Origin of the sequence: Acinetobacter piscicola (assembly GCF_015218165.1) — a bacterium.
GTDB classification, from domain to species: domain Bacteria; phylum Pseudomonadota; class Gammaproteobacteria; order Pseudomonadales; family Moraxellaceae; genus Acinetobacter; species Acinetobacter piscicola_A.
Genome location: NZ_CP048659.1, coordinates 342009 through 356539, shown reverse-complemented (window position 1 = coordinate 356539; position 14531 = coordinate 342009). Strand labels below are relative to the sequence as shown.

The 14531-nt window shown below is 36.9% G+C and carries 13 protein-coding genes and 1 pseudogene; 7 read left to right on the top strand and 7 right to left on the bottom strand.

Annotated elements, in window-relative coordinates; all coding sequences use genetic code 11:
* Positions 1 to 89 precede the first annotated feature (89 nt).
* Positions 90 to 743, top strand: a pseudogene (locus G0028_RS01695) (ATP-binding protein); the annotation flags it as partial.
* 112 nt (positions 744 to 855) lie between these two features.
* Here G0028_RS01695 and G0028_RS01690 read toward each other — a convergent pair.
* Together G0028_RS01690 and G0028_RS01685 are read right to left on the bottom strand one after the other, a co-directional pair.
* Positions 856 to 1626: a TorF family putative porin gene (locus G0028_RS01690; RefSeq protein ID WP_130074476.1), complete on the bottom strand. Its 771-nt coding sequence runs from the start codon at positions 1624 to 1626 to the stop codon at positions 856 to 858.
* A 459-nt stretch (positions 1627 to 2085) separates the two neighbouring features.
* On the bottom strand, positions 2086 to 2856 hold the full coding sequence (locus G0028_RS01685; RefSeq protein WP_180044948.1) for a TorF family putative porin: 771 nt from the start codon (positions 2854 to 2856) through the stop codon (positions 2086 to 2088).
* A gap of 253 nt (positions 2857 to 3109) precedes the next feature.
* On the opposite strand from G0028_RS01685, the gene G0028_RS01680 reads away from it, so the two are divergent.
* Positions 3110 to 4402 (top strand): OprD family outer membrane porin, encoded by a 1293-nt coding sequence (locus tag G0028_RS01680; RefSeq protein ID WP_180044949.1) that lies wholly within the window; start codon positions 3110 to 3112, stop codon positions 4400 to 4402.
* Between the two features lie 145 nt (positions 4403 to 4547).
* Here G0028_RS01680 and G0028_RS01675 read toward each other — a convergent pair whose 3' ends face one another.
* The 3 genes from G0028_RS01675 to G0028_RS01665 are packed head-to-tail and all read right to left on the bottom strand — an operon-like array spanning position 4548 to position 7890.
* Positions 4548 to 5555: an HlyD family secretion protein gene (locus G0028_RS01675; protein ID WP_180044950.1), complete on the bottom strand. Its 1008-nt coding sequence runs from the start codon at positions 5553 to 5555 to the stop codon at positions 4548 to 4550.
* 29 nt (positions 5556 to 5584) lie between these two features.
* A complete protein-coding gene (locus tag G0028_RS01670; protein ID WP_174493459.1) occupies positions 5585 to 5791 on the bottom strand; it encodes a DUF1656 domain-containing protein in 207 nt (68 codons plus the stop codon).
* The gene (locus tag G0028_RS01665) at positions 5788 to 7890 is read right to left on the bottom strand and encodes an FUSC family protein (RefSeq protein WP_180044951.1); all 2103 of its coding nucleotides are present in this window, start codon (positions 7888 to 7890) and stop codon (positions 5788 to 5790) included. The genes G0028_RS01670 and G0028_RS01665 overlap by 4 nt, the downstream gene beginning before the upstream one ends.
* Positions 7891 to 8438: 548 nt before the next feature.
* On the opposite strand from G0028_RS01665, the gene G0028_RS01660 reads away from it, so the two are divergent.
* Positions 8439 to 9254 carry an IclR family transcriptional regulator gene (locus G0028_RS01660; protein WP_180044952.1) on the top strand — a complete coding sequence of 272 codons (816 nt, stop codon included), beginning with the start codon at positions 8439 to 8441 and terminating at the stop codon, positions 9252 to 9254.
* A 330-nt stretch (positions 9255 to 9584) separates the two neighbouring features.
* Complete coding sequence (locus G0028_RS01655; protein WP_180044953.1) at positions 9585 to 10292, top strand: NAD(P)H-dependent oxidoreductase; 708 nt, start codon at positions 9585 to 9587, stop codon at positions 10290 to 10292.
* A gap of 50 nt (positions 10293 to 10342) precedes the next feature.
* Here G0028_RS01655 and G0028_RS01650 read toward each other — a convergent pair whose 3' ends face one another.
* Positions 10343 to 10978 carry an alpha-ketoglutarate-dependent dioxygenase AlkB family protein gene (locus G0028_RS01650; protein WP_180044954.1) on the bottom strand — a complete coding sequence of 212 codons (636 nt, stop codon included), beginning with the start codon at positions 10976 to 10978 and terminating at the stop codon, positions 10343 to 10345.
* Positions 10979 to 11174: 196 nt separating this feature from the next.
* Here G0028_RS01650 and G0028_RS01645 point away from each other — a divergent pair, with 196 nt between their 5' ends.
* The 3 genes from G0028_RS01645 to G0028_RS01635 all read left to right on the top strand — a co-directional run bounded on the left by G0028_RS01645 (position 11175) and on the right by G0028_RS01635 (position 13877).
* A complete protein-coding gene (locus G0028_RS01645; protein ID WP_174493463.1) occupies positions 11175 to 11534 on the top strand; it encodes a hypothetical protein in 360 nt (119 codons plus the stop codon).
* A 66-nt stretch (positions 11535 to 11600) separates the two neighbouring features.
* Complete coding sequence (locus G0028_RS01640; RefSeq protein ID WP_180044955.1) at positions 11601 to 13403, top strand: ABC transporter ATP-binding protein; 1803 nt, start codon at positions 11601 to 11603, stop codon at positions 13401 to 13403.
* Between the two features lie 66 nt (positions 13404 to 13469).
* A complete protein-coding gene (locus tag G0028_RS01635) occupies positions 13470 to 13877 on the top strand; it encodes a hypothetical protein (RefSeq protein WP_180044956.1) in 408 nt (135 codons plus the stop codon).
* Between the two features lie 53 nt (positions 13878 to 13930).
* Here G0028_RS01635 and pgsA read toward each other — a convergent pair whose 3' ends face one another.
* A complete protein-coding gene (pgsA, locus tag G0028_RS01630) occupies positions 13931 to 14518 on the bottom strand; it encodes a CDP-diacylglycerol--glycerol-3-phosphate 3-phosphatidyltransferase (protein WP_130074464.1) in 588 nt (195 codons plus the stop codon).
* Positions 14519 to 14531 lie beyond the last annotated feature (13 nt).

The following is a 14531-nucleotide window of genomic DNA, read 5'->3' as shown; positions in this document are numbered from 1 at the left end:
TTGTAAAAACTAGCTTTTATTTCTGTACAAAACGACATGCAACTAGCTGAATTTATATAATGCCACTAGCTTCTATTATTGTAAATGACAGCGGGTCGCATCCTAAACCTGGTGAAATCACCTTGGCACACTTAGGTGTACTGTTTCTCGATGAATTACCCGAATTTGACAGAAAAGTCTTAGAAGTTTTACGGCAACCTTTGGAAGGAAAAGAAATTGTCATTTCAAGAGCATCTCGTCAGATTACTTTTCCTGCTGATTTTCAACTCATTGCTGCAATGAATCCCTGTCCATGTGGTTATGCCTTTAATCAAGACAGTCGTTGTCAATGCTCAAGCGATGCCATTAAACGTTATCAAAATCGTATTTCAGGGCCATTGCTCGACCGTATTGATTTACACATTGATGTGCCTCCGTTAAAAGCACAAGAATTACAAAGTAATACAGAAGTCGAAAATTCAGCAACGGTGCGTGAACGTGTTTTACGTGCCTATGATTTTCAAATCCCACGTCAAGGCGCGACCAATCAAAGTCTGTCACCTCAACAGCTTGAAGCCCATGCCCAACTTAATCAAGCCTCCAAGAATATGCTAGAAATAGCACAACAACGTTTAAATTTATCTGCACGGGCATATCATCGGATTTTACGTGTGGCACGAACAATTGCTGATTTATCACAAAGTTCGGACATTGAAACTGCACATTTAAGTGAGGCTTTGTCTTATCGTAAGCAAGAGACCTAACCTAGACATAGACGTCAACGACAAAAAAATCCCTCTTATTTTTCAAAGAGGGAGAGCGCATTTTTTTGTATTTGACAGTTATTTTTATGCTGTCTATTTTAATGTTTGTTTCTTAGAATGCTTTGGTTAAAGTAAATACGGCACCTGTCTCTACACCACGTTCTGCAGCAGATGTCCAACCATCGGTATCAATATTTGTCCCCACGGCTGCAAGTTCTGCACTCAAACCTTGTACAGATTTAAAGCCATAATTTACGCCAACTTTCCAGTCTATATAATTATCATCGCCATTAAATGAATATTTTTCTTCATCATCAACTACGGTATAACCGACTGCTGCAACGCCACCAAATCCTGTTTCACCAAATGGCAATGCATAACCAAAGTTAATATTCCAACTGTTGGTATCTGCTCCCGCATAATCATTAGTAAAATTAAGATTGGTCAGTAAGCTATCGCCTGAAACAGCGAGATCTTTCAAAGTCACTTTCCCGTATAATTCCGCCCAATTTGCATCGCTATAACTTGGATAGTTGTAATACACCACCCCCACATCAATCACAGGCTTTTTACTAAAATTTTCCAATGTTGTTGAATAACCAATTGATGGATCTAATTCTAAATGTGGGCTGTCTCCACCAAAGTCGACATTTGAACCCCAAACACTTGCATATAAACCTGATGAATGTGCAAGTGTAAAACCTGCTTGTACCGCAGGATCATTCCCCGTTTGAGTCACGCCACGAAAACGATAATCACTGGTTAAAGCCGCACTTCCAGAAAATGTCAGTCCTAATTGAGACAATGTATTGTCTTCTGCCATACTTACACTTGCAGTTGAAGCCAAGATACCCAATGCTAAAAGTTTAGTTGTAAATTGCATGTCAAATGCTCCCCTATCGTGCTGATGATTTGTTTTGTTTCATTTTTAAAACTCATATGACATTGAGCAATTGTTATGCCAACTTAGAAAATTCATGGTTATTCATAACATGAAAAATATTTAAAATATTGTTTTTAATGATATTAAAAAAATAAACTCACATCGCATAATGCAGTAATAGAAAGAATTTACAGATTTTGATTCGATATTTATATGTTCCATACATTGGTTAGATTATTCTCGCAATCACATCTTATTTATTTTCAGTATTTATCATTTCATCTTATATAACGGTTGGTTAATCATGTTATTGGTTCAAATGCTCAGCGATATATAAATAAAAATCGAAATTGTCACTTTTTTAAGCAAAATTTAACATCATACTTATTTTGTGCTTAAAAAAAGTGCATTTCCCTAGAAAATACACTTTATCAAAAGAAACTGATCTCAAGCTTTGCATTAAAAATTATAATTTAAACCAAAAACCACATGATTATCAAAATCTTCCCCTAAACGATCCTCACCTCCTAAGACATAGTCTACGGATGCTACTACACCTGATTCTGCAAGATGATTACTCAAACCAATACGTGCTTCATTAAAAGCAAAATCTTGAGTGGTTTGAATCATTTCATCATCACGGCTGCTGTTATATGCCGAACCACCTACAGAGGCATTCAGTGTGAAATTTTTTGGCAATGCATGACTGTAGGCTGCACTCAGATATACATCTCCAGCATTACCAAAAGAAGCGTCAGCAAGCAGTACAGATCCAGCAACTGTCACTTCTTTATAAGTCAATGCACCTAGTACATCAAAAGCAGTGGTTTTACGTTTATGTTCGTCACCATATACCGTACCGCCATGATGATAAACATAGGCTGTAGCTTGCACGTTATAACTTAAGTCTGGGCGAATTTCATGACCATAAGCCATGTAAACGTCATGTTCAAAACCACGATGACGATTTTCATCTGTTGCATCATAATCTAAAGTTGAACCCCAATAACCAACACTGATGCCACTTTTATGGGCATAGTCCAAACCCGCTTGTAGAGCAATATCATCATTTTCTACTCCACCCCGATAAATATACTTCGACACTGTCCCCACACTTCCAGATAAAACTCCATTTGAATGGGTCAGTGCTGTATCTTCTGCATAAACAACACTAGAAATAAGTAACAAACATGGCACAACCATCATTTTTTTAGAGAAAGATGCAGTCATTTTTTCGCACAGATCGAGGGGAAAGAAAGGCTGAATTTTACTGTGTTTTTTAAACTTTTGGTAAATTTTTCAATATGATTGGCGATTAATTTGCAGATTTATTTTATTTAACTAAATCTAGCAATATGAGATTAAAAGCTAAGATTAGGAAATAAAATTGTTACAAATACTAGTTTTTCTGTAATTTAATTATACAATTCACTGAAATTAAATATTTTGAAACAATCAACAATCATTGTAAGAGGCAAGCCGAATGCTAACCCCACAAAAACTTACATTAGCAGTTCTAATTCAGGCCGCTCTTCTGTCTTCAGCTTATGCCAGTGAGCAAAGCGAAGCAAAAGGATTTCTTGAAGATGCTGAAGGATCAGTTTTATTCCGTACTGGTTATATTAGTCGTGATAAGAAAAATGGCATAGAAGATACTAGCTCTTATGCACAGTCTGCTATTGTTGAATTAAACTCTGGCTTCACTCAAGGTGTTGTTGGTTTTGGCGTAGGTGTATTGGGTGATGGCTCAATCAAACTAGGTTCAAACAACAATGCTGGCAACCAAATGATCCCTTTACATAATGATGGTTCTGCATATGACCATTGGGGTCGTGGTGGTGGAAATGTAAAAGCACGTTTCTCAAATACCACTGCTGTTTATGGTACACAAGTACTTGACCTACCTGTACTTGCAAGTAACACTGGTCGTATGGTACCTGAGTATTTCGAAGGTACCTTAGTTACAAGTCGTGAGATCAAAGGTTTAGAATTAACTGCAGGTAAGTTTACCAAAGATCAAATGTCTGACCAAATCAACAGTGATGCTGATGCAGGTGGCAAAGGTCTTGATCGTGCAATCATTTGGGGTGCAAAATACAAATTTGATGATCAATTGAGTGCATCTTACTATGGTTTAGATTCTAAAAATGCGTTAGAACGCCATTATGTAAATGCCAACTATAAACTTCCACTTGCAGACAAAAGCTCTTTAACTTTTGACTTTAGTGGTTACCACACTGAATGGGATAAAGCAGCAGCAACTTATTCATCGACTATTGGTAATAAAGATGTTGATGGTCGTAGCAACAACATTTGGGCATTATCGAGTACATATAACCAAGGGCCGCATAGCGTAATGTTGGCTTACCAACAAAACACAGGCAATACAGGTTATGACTATGGTCAAAATGCTGATGGCTTCCAGAGTATTTATCTACCAAACTCATATTTGTCTGACTTTATTGGCAACCATGAAAAATCAGCACAATTGCAATATAACTTAGACTTCGGTGGTTATGGTGTTCCTGGTCTGAACTGGACGACAGCATTTGTTTATGGTTGGGACATCAAAGTTGATGGCTTAACTGACGATGCACAAGAACGCGAATTCTTTAACCAAGTTAAATATACCGTTCAAAGTGGTTTTGCAAAAGATGCAAGTTTACGTGTACGTCATTCTTACTACCGTGCAAGTGATGCTTACCAAGCCAATGCTTACATTGGTGATACCAATGAATGGCGTCTATTCTTAGATATTCCTGTTAAATTATTTTAATTTTTCAGTGATCTAAAAGATTAAGCCTGTATTTCGATACAGGCTTTTTTATCACCACATTGTTTTATCTGAGTATATCTCTGCAATAAAAAAACCACCTATATACAGATAGTTTTTTTGTTTGGATGAAATCAATATAGTGGACTTAATGTTGTGCTTTTAAAATATGTACAGTTGCCGTGCGCCCTGCCACAAAAGCCAATTCATTGTGCGGTAATTCATCCAAAACAATTTTTACAGGAACACGCTGTGCCAAACGTACCCAACTAAAAGTAGGGTTAACGTTAGCAAGTAAGCCTGATGAGGTTGTACGTTCACGGTCTTCAATCCCTGACGCGATCCCTTGTACATGACCTTTGATTTTTTCAGAGTCACCCATTAACTGTACGGTAGCAGGATCACCCACATGGATTTTATTCAGTTTAGTTTCTTCAAAATAACCCACGACAAAAAGTTGTTTACGATCTAACAAAGCTGCGACAGCTTGTCCAACTTTGACATAGTTGCCTGCACGCATATCAAAGTTTGATAAGGTTCCATCCGCAGGCGCACGTACTTCAGAACGCGTGAAATTAAGTTTTGCGAGATTTAGATTACTCTGTGCGACTTCGATTAACGCTTTTTGCTGTTTAATGTTGGCTTCGGCTTGTTGAATTTCGGCTTGCAATTGTTCATGTTCAGCATGAGATTGATCACGTGTTGCAAAAACTTGGTCTTGCTCTTGACGAGAAATTGCACCATCCATCAAATCAGCATAACGATTTGCCATTTTATCTGCGAGTTTAATATTGGCTTGAGATTTTATCAGATTAGCTTTTGCTTGTGCCAAAGTGGCTTCTGCTTCTGCTAAGCCTGATTGTGCTTTACTAATGTCCGATTTGGCTTGCTCTACATCTAAAGCTTGACGCTCAACATCAATTTTAAATAAAGTCTGCCCTTTTTTAACACTTTGGTTATCTTGTACCAAAACTTCTGTCACCAAACCCGAAACATCAGAAGATACTTGAATCACATCACCACGCACACGTCCATCACGTGTCCACGGTTCAGCATTGTAATAATTCCACAAATGTACAATACACAGTATTGCCAATACGACAATCACAAGTAAACCTAGGGGACGTATTACTTTACGCATATCAAAGTTATTCATTTTATCTCATCCAAATCATCAAACTTCGCTTAACTCACATACACCACATATAAACTGTGGATTCCCCAAAGCAGTACAATATATATACATAAATTAAAAATACTTGGTAAAGCAATCCAACCTTGCTCCGCCCATCGGTCTGTCCATACATTAATCAACTTAAGTAATAAGTATGCAATGACTGCCTGTACCAAAAAAATCGGAATATAAACCCCATAAATATTCAACTCGCTCATTGAGATACTCCTAAATTGGCATCGGCAAAGTCCTGTATGTCCACCGTTTTGACTTGTTGGTGACATACACTATTACGAATATTATTCACTGAAATTTTTAAACGATGGCGAATATCTTCATCACCTATACTGTCTGCATCATATTGAATATTCTGTAATTGTTGTAAAACATTATGCAAAGTCAGATCTGCAGGTTGCTGTTTTTCTTTCTCACTAAACCATTGTTCCAAATACTTTTGTAACTGTGCAATCTCTGCGACAACAGGAGATTCATTAGACAATTTCCCCGCCAATTCTTGTAAACGGGTAAAGTCAATCACTGCGCTCGATTCAACCAAGGCGGCATTGACGTCATAACTCAATTTTTCTGATTGCACCTGTTTAGTATTTAAGACCCCAATCCGATCTAGCATGCTGCGTAAGTGAATACGGAAATTTGCACCATAGTGCATGCGCACGGCTTCACGCATCGCTTGATAATGTAAAGCCAAGATACGCTGTACCGTGATTTCTGGCGACATTGCACGCACAATATGCACAATATATACCGAGATAATTGGACCAATCACAGTACCCAAAGAAAAGTCAAAAAAAGCCACTTGATCCATAAAATATCGATTTTGAATATTCATTCCCATGATACTGCCCATAATTAAAGGCAAACCCAAACCATTCAAAGGCGGATGTAAATACAACATCAAACAAAAAATCAGAAAAGGAGCTAAGACCAACATTAACTCTATAAAAGAGTGAACATGTGGGAAAATTCCATACGCATAGATAAATATGATGATCGCAGCATAAATACTGGCACGAATAAATATTTTCAAAGCGGGCACAGGATTATCCAATGCAGTCAGGATACACGCACTGATCGCAGCCATCTGCGCCATCATGAAACCTGATTTCCAACCGCTTAAAATCCAGATACTTGATGCAATCATAATGGTCAAAAAGGCAGATAAACCACCACGTACCGCAACACCATAATCACGATGTAAACTCGGATAAGACGTGGTTAATGGTACAATTTGTTCAGGTAAACTGGTGTCACCTTGTTGCATCCGTTGCCAGATCAAACGTACCGCACGCACATTTTGAATAAAATGGCGAATATCCATTTTTAGACTACCAAGCATAACCTGCTGCGACTCAGGTGCATGTTTTAAAATAACATCAAACTCTACGTCAAAATGCTTAGGTAAATGATTGAGTTCATTCTCTAAAATCGGATGCTGATCATCTAAAAAGGCATCCACATGCCGATGTAAGACGGTTAAATTTTCTCGATACCCCATATCAATATGATCAAGCTGTTTCAGCCGTTCAGACATTGCTACTAAATTAGCCACCAACATGGTGACTTGATGCAATAACTCTTGTAATGGCTTGGTCATGCCTTTTAGTTTAGATTTCTCATAACTTAAATGCACTGCCATCGTATGAATATCAGAAGTATCACGCGTAATATGCGCCATCAATTGAGTATAATTTTTCTCGTGATGATCTGTTCCCAATATAATTGAATCAAATAAAGACTGGGTGTCACTGATGGTTTTTTTGACACGATTTTCCACGACAGGGCCAATATGCATTGGCATCAGGGTTGTCGTCACCACTGCACTGCAAATTACCCCAATCGAGATTTCTAAGAAACGCCCCAATGCCATATCAAAAATCGAAATCTTATCGATATAATAAATGCTATTAAAACAAATAATGACGGCTGTATACCCTGCTAGCATCACCACATAACTACGAGGTGTACGATCTAATAAAGAAATATATAGACAAATACCGACCCAAACTGCCAATACAAACGTAAATAACCAAGGGGTATTAATCAAATAGGGCGTCACTACCACAGCAAAAATTGCCCCAAAAGCAGTACCTAATAAACGATATAAACTTTTTGATGCCACCATCCCCGAATAGGGATTTGCAATGACAAAAACTGTACCAATCGCCCAAATCGGATAACTCAGATTCAGTTCAAATGCGATAAACAGTGCCAACATACCCGCAATAAATGTCTTGATCGAAAAGATCCAGTCCAATTTATTGGGACGAAATGCCAACAGCTGCTTGGTAAGTAACATGCAAAATCTCTATTTGAGGATAATCAATACAATGAATAACACTGCTCTACATTTTTCAACGACCAAAAAAGTGCACCATTTATCTATGTAAACAGTGTACCGATTTCAAAATCTTAAAATATAAGAAAACCCCAACGCAGTCAGAATAGAGGTGATTGGGATTTCATACGAGGATATTCATCATCAACACGATGACAACCTAGCAAAACTAAGTTTAAAAATTCATCATTAGATATTTAATTTAACAATTTTTTCAAAAAAAATATAAATAGTCAATAAAAATATCTTATATTGATAATACAAACAAGATTAAGCAAAATAAATTTTCTTTTTCATGGTCATTTTCCATAATATGATGAAAATAAGCCTTAATTTTTTGCTTATATTTGAATCTTTTTACTTTAAATTTTTGCGCATTTAAATTTTATCGCTCATTTTTTTAAAACACCGCAATTTATGATGAAATTACTTTTTATTTAGGTTTTTTTTGTTATAAAGTAACATTGTAAATTTTCTTTTTTGGTATACAGGTACTAAGTAGGTAATCAATGGCGCTTTCAAGTTTTGGTAAAATTCTCACTGTACTCGATTTATTCTCGGTGACACGCCCAGTAATTAATGTCGATGTCATTTGTGCTGAACTAAATCTATCAAAACCAACAAGTTATAGATATTTAAAAGAACTCGTTTCAGCAGATATCTTACAACGTCTGAGCGGAACTTCTGGTGACTACACACTAGGACCTAAAATTGCGGTGATGGACTATATCTCTAGAACCACAGATCCGTTGGTACAAATCAGCAAACCCTTTATGCAAGAAATTTCTGAGCGCACGGAACTTTGCTGTCTACTCACCCAACTGAATGATCATTATTGTATTGATATTCATCATGAAGTGTACCGAGATGAGACGCTTTTAACCTATGGTCGTGGTTGCCCTCGCCCTGTCTTTATGGGCTCTTCACCGAAAGCCATCATGGCGCATTTGTCTAAGCAGAACCTACAAAGTTATTATGCACGTTTTCAAACTCAATTGGCTGAAGTTGATTTTGCGGAAAATGAAGAAAGTTTCATGCAGAAAATGAAAAAAATTAAAAAGCAAGGTTACTATTTTTCACAAGGTGAACTTGATCCAAATGTATCTGGCTTATCGATTCCAATCAAATTTTCAAACAAAGAAGCGCCGCTTGCGCTGACTGTTTTGGCATCTAAAAATCGCTTTGAATATTTAAATTTGCAAAAGTTAATTGAAACACTACAAGCTTCTGCTGAACAAATTGAAAAGCGTTACCAAGCACTTTCAGAAAATGATCAACTTTCTGAACTCAACCCAACCTTAAAGCATTTTCAAATCAACATGTAAGTTATTTTTGATAATTGTAATAAATTTTACAATTTATCAGATTGTAAATTTGCAAAAATTCTCATATTATGATTATGTTCTCCAGCAGTTTTATATTCTAGCAGCGTTATTTTCACGAAAATAACGCTCACTCAGAGGAATGCCAGTTAATACACAATTGACTGGCATTTTTTATGTCTCATCAATCCGTTAATCATCTGCGAAAAATGATGTATTTACCTTATTCAGTATAAAAATATTTTTTCGGTAATTGCGCTCTACATTATTTCGTGAATAATTCCTTTATCAAATAACAATGAATTTGAATACAATTTTAAGGAACGACCATACATGAATATTCTGATTATCCATGCACATCCAGAGCCACAGTCTTTTTGTACTGCACTGAAAAATACCGCCATTGAAGAATTACAAAAACAAGGGCATCAAATCGAAGTCTCTGATTTGTATGCGATGAATTTTAATCCTGTAGCATCGGCTGCTGACTTTGCTGAACGTGGCAATGCTGACTATTTAAATTATGCACTTGAGCAACGCCATGCTTGTCAGCAAAAAGTTTTAGCTCATGACATTCAAACTGAAGTGGAAAAAGTGCAAAAAGCTGACTTACTGATTTTAAATTTTCCAATGTATTGGATGTCCATGCCTGCGCTATTAAAAGGTTGGATTGATCGGGTATTTGTGTCAGGCATTTTTTATGGAGGCAAACGCTTTTATAACCATGGTGGTATGACGGGCAAAAAAGCCATGTTAAGTTTTACTTTAGGTGGGCGTGATCATATGTTCGGTGAAGGTGCGATTCATGGTTCTATGGACAATATTTTAATTCCCATCCAACGTGGCACATTGGCTTATGTCGGTTATGACGTTTTACCGCCATTCATTGCTTATCATGTGCCTTATATTTCTCAGGAAGCGCGTGAGCAAATATTGCTAGACTACCGTCAGCATTTACACAATATTGAAAATTTACCAGCAATTGTATTTCCCACTTTAGAACAGTTTGATGACAAGCTTTATCCCTTGAAAAATGCTTAACTGTATAATGCAACTTGAGTAGACATCACGCTATTTTGGTCAAAGTGCTTTTAAGCGCTAGATAAATCTGAATAAAAATAACGAAATGTTAAATTGATGCGAGGTTGCAAAACCTTAGTACTTTTGGCTAAACAATGTTTCCAATAACATTGCGTTTGTCCTCGCATCACGATCAATTGACCAGGCTGTAATTGTAAATCGATCTTTTCTGCTGTGGTTTTATGTTTAAAACTAAATTTTCGAGTTGCACCCAAACTTAAAGATGCGATCACCGTTTCTAAGCCGCGTTCAGCCACAAAAGCTGGCTCATCATCACTATGCCATCCCATGCCTTGTGTACCATCATCATATAAATTGGCTAAACAAGTATTGAATGGATGTCCAACAAGCTGCGCAATGTGTTGCTTTAATCGAAACAAACCTGCATTCCATACCTGTGCTTGTTTCACCATGCCTGAATATTGATATTGATAAGGTTGATCGCCATACCATGCAACTTTACGCTCAGTTTGATGATACTGTCCTAAAATAAACACTTCATCTGGTTGCCATGCCAAATGCTGCGCAAAGTAATTGAAATATTTTTGGCTTTGCTCATCATTGAGGATTAAACCATAATCTTTCACTACACCATCATAAGGGAGTAAATTCTCATTTACTTCAGGCTGAAATAACTCTAAGTTCATGACTTATTTATCTTATTCATTATTTATTCTACAATGATTGAATCGATACAATGAAACAAGTCTTTTTTCTAAAACACAAATAAAATATAAGTTCACTTACAAAATATGCTCAACTTTTCGTATTCTCTCGACAAGATACGCTTGTTGTGTTTGTATAAAAATCTACTATAAAAAATAGAGATAAGGAATTGAACACATGAAAAAGCTAGTTTTTATTTTCTGCTGTATTTTGAGTATTGATAGCTACGCTGCGCATTCTTGTGACCGTTTAGCACAAATTGCTGATAAGCATGGTGTGATGTATGGCACCAAATATAGCTTTACTGTGGTCGGTAAAAAAGGATTTCGTAGCTATTTTCATTCAGCCCCCTCTGAACAATGTAAATTAAAAAATACTTTTATTATTCCAAACGATTCTGTCATTGCTTATCAAGATTTTAAACATGAAAATCAAGATTGGATGTATGTCATGTATATTGATAAAAATGGCAATGACACCTCTGGTTGGGTCAAAGCAAAAGATTTTAAGGTTTCGGGTCGTATGAGCCCAAACTAACTGTCACTCAATAGAAAAAAGCATTTTAATCCAGCATAAAAAACCAAAGTAAAAAAGAGTAATGCGATGACCCTTTGGCACTTATTTCAAAAATTACGTCCTTTTGTCCAACCGTATCGTTGGTTAGTGATTGCGACCTTAATTTTGACACTCATTGGTTCACTCACCGCACAGGTCAATGCACTCACTTTACAATATGCCGTAGATCGCATTAATAAATTGGTCGAATCAGGTCAAGGGTTAACTGAAGGTTGGCATATTCTCATCACCATCACGGTGATTTTATTGGGTAAGGAAATTATCAACGCCATCGTACAATTTGGACAAAAATTTTATGGCGAAAAGCTGCGCATCTTAGTATCTCAAGATTTAGCGCAAGGCATTATTGAGAAATTCCTCACCTATCGCTTAGCGTTTTTTAACGATGATAATAACCAAGCAGGTAAATTACAAACCCGTATTGACCGAGGCATTGGTTCATTGACTCGTTTGGTACAAATATTTTTTATTGATATTTTACCGCTATTTACCAGTGCATTTGTGGCTTTGGGGCTGATGTACTATGCTAACTTTTGGGTCGGTTTAGTCGCAACGGCTATTGTGCCAATTTATTTTTGGCTAACCTATAAACAAGCACAAAAACTCGGTGGATGGCGTAGAAATTTACGTGATGGACGAGAAAAGAAAAGTCAGGGAATTTTAGGTATTATCAACTCAATCACAGTGATTAAATCATTTAACCGCGAGTCGATTGAAGCTGAAAAACAACTCAAACTACAAAAAGAACTCACTGAAAACCAAATGCGTACCCGTCAAACCAGTTTCTTGTTTGATGGTCTAAAAACGTTTATTGAACAAATTGGCATTGTCCTCATTATTATTCTTACGGCTTATTTTGTTTTAGATGGGCAAATGAGTATCGGTATGATTATGTACCATGTGCTGTTATTTAATAACGTTTCTGCCCCGATTCGTTCCTTACATCGTATTTATGATGAAGTGAATGATGCCATGATTTATTCAGAAAGTTTCTTCAAAATCCTTGAAGCCGATGACGAGATTGAATCAAGTGGCTCACTCAAACCCCACATTCAAGGTCATTTCTCTTTAGAAAACGTCAACTTTAGCTATCCCAATGGGCATCAAGCGTTGTACGACATTAATATGACCATTCAACCCAATAAAATCACTGCTTTGGTAGGTTTATCAGGTGCGGGTAAGTCAACCTTGATCAGTTTATTGGATAAATTTTATGTTCCTGAATCAGGCTGTATTCGTTTAGATGGGATTGATCTAGAACAGATCGATACACAATATTTACGTGATCATATTGGTTTAGTCTTACAGAAAAATCATATTTTCCAAGGCTCTATTTTTGACAATATCCGTTATGGTAAAACTGATGCTACGCTCGAAGATGTCATGCATGCTGCAACAAAAGCCTCAATTCACGATCAAATTTTAAAGCTTCCACAAGCTTATGATAGCGATGCCCTCATGCTGTCTGGTGGGCAACAACAGCGTATCGCGTTGGCACGTATGTTTTTGAAAAATCCACCGATTATCTTTCTTGATGAACCAACAGCAAGCTTAGATGCTATTGCAGCTGAACAAATTAAGCAGAGTTTAGATGAGATCAAACAAGGACGAACAGTGATTATCATTTCACATAGTCTGTCGCAGATTATTGATGCCGACTATACCTATGTGATGAAGGAAGGACATATTGCAGAACATGGCGAGCATGATGATTTGTATCATCAAGATGGCGTTTATAAAGAAATTTTTGATGCGATGGCAAAAAGCTTAAATATTGAAAAAATTGCGAGAACTTTTGAGGATGATGCTGAGGAAGAAACCCATAGTTAAGAAATACATCTACAGATATTATTTGGATTTACTTATATCAATATTATGCAGTGAGAACTCTTAGATATGGATTTAGATTTTAAAAAATTAGAACAAACACAGCATATGCTCGAATGGCTATCTGAAAATCCATTTCAAGAAATGATTATTGCACTTGAAAATATGTTTACTCAACAATCTGCAACGACCAAAGTTTTATCATTTAAAATTAGTGGTGAACCTGAATGGCTTACAGGAGCCAAAAAAGTTGAAAAATCGGAACAAATGGTTCTAGTTCGGGTTGGACTCGCAGTACCTTGTGATTTCACCTTAAAAGATCAAACGGGTATTCATCACCTCAGTGCGATTTTTACTTGGGTAGGCACAGATTTAGACCAGCATCCAAAAACACAAATGTGGGTGGATTTAGATCAAACGATCCAAGACTATGGCGCTAATGGAAAGTTAAAAAGTCGAATTTATGAGGGAGATTGATATTTAGTTATGCATAAAAAACCCCAGTAATCACTGAGGTTTTTTAAATTAACTTACGGCTGTTTTAAATATGGCCAAGCCGCTTTTAGGTAAATAAACATCGACCAAAGCGTTAAAATCACTGCGGTATACAATAAAGCATACGCCAACATTTCAAGTGGCTGCCAATTGAGTAAAAACACAGTAATCGCAATCATTTGGAAGGCTGTTTTATATTTACCTACAGTTGATACTGCTACATTGGTTCTCGCACCCAATTCAGCCATCCACTCTCGTAATGCAGACACTGTAATTTCACGTGAAATAATGACAATCGCAGCAAATGCCATCGCAATACTTGGTTTCCATTGCACCAAAACAATCAATGCAGCAGCAACCATTAATTTATCTGCAACAGGGTCTAAAAAACGCCCAAAAGCAGAAGTTTGATTTAATGTTCTCGCAAGGTAGCCATCAAACCAATCTGTGACTGCGGCTATCACAAAAATAGCCGTCAAAATCAAATGACGGGTCATGCCACCTTCATGTCCACCAACACCAATTGCAGGAGGCCAATAAGCGATCGCTAAAAAAACAGGAATTAACGCAATACGAGCTAGCGTCAAGATATTTGGAATATTCAGGATACGACCTGTAGTCATAGACACCGCCAGT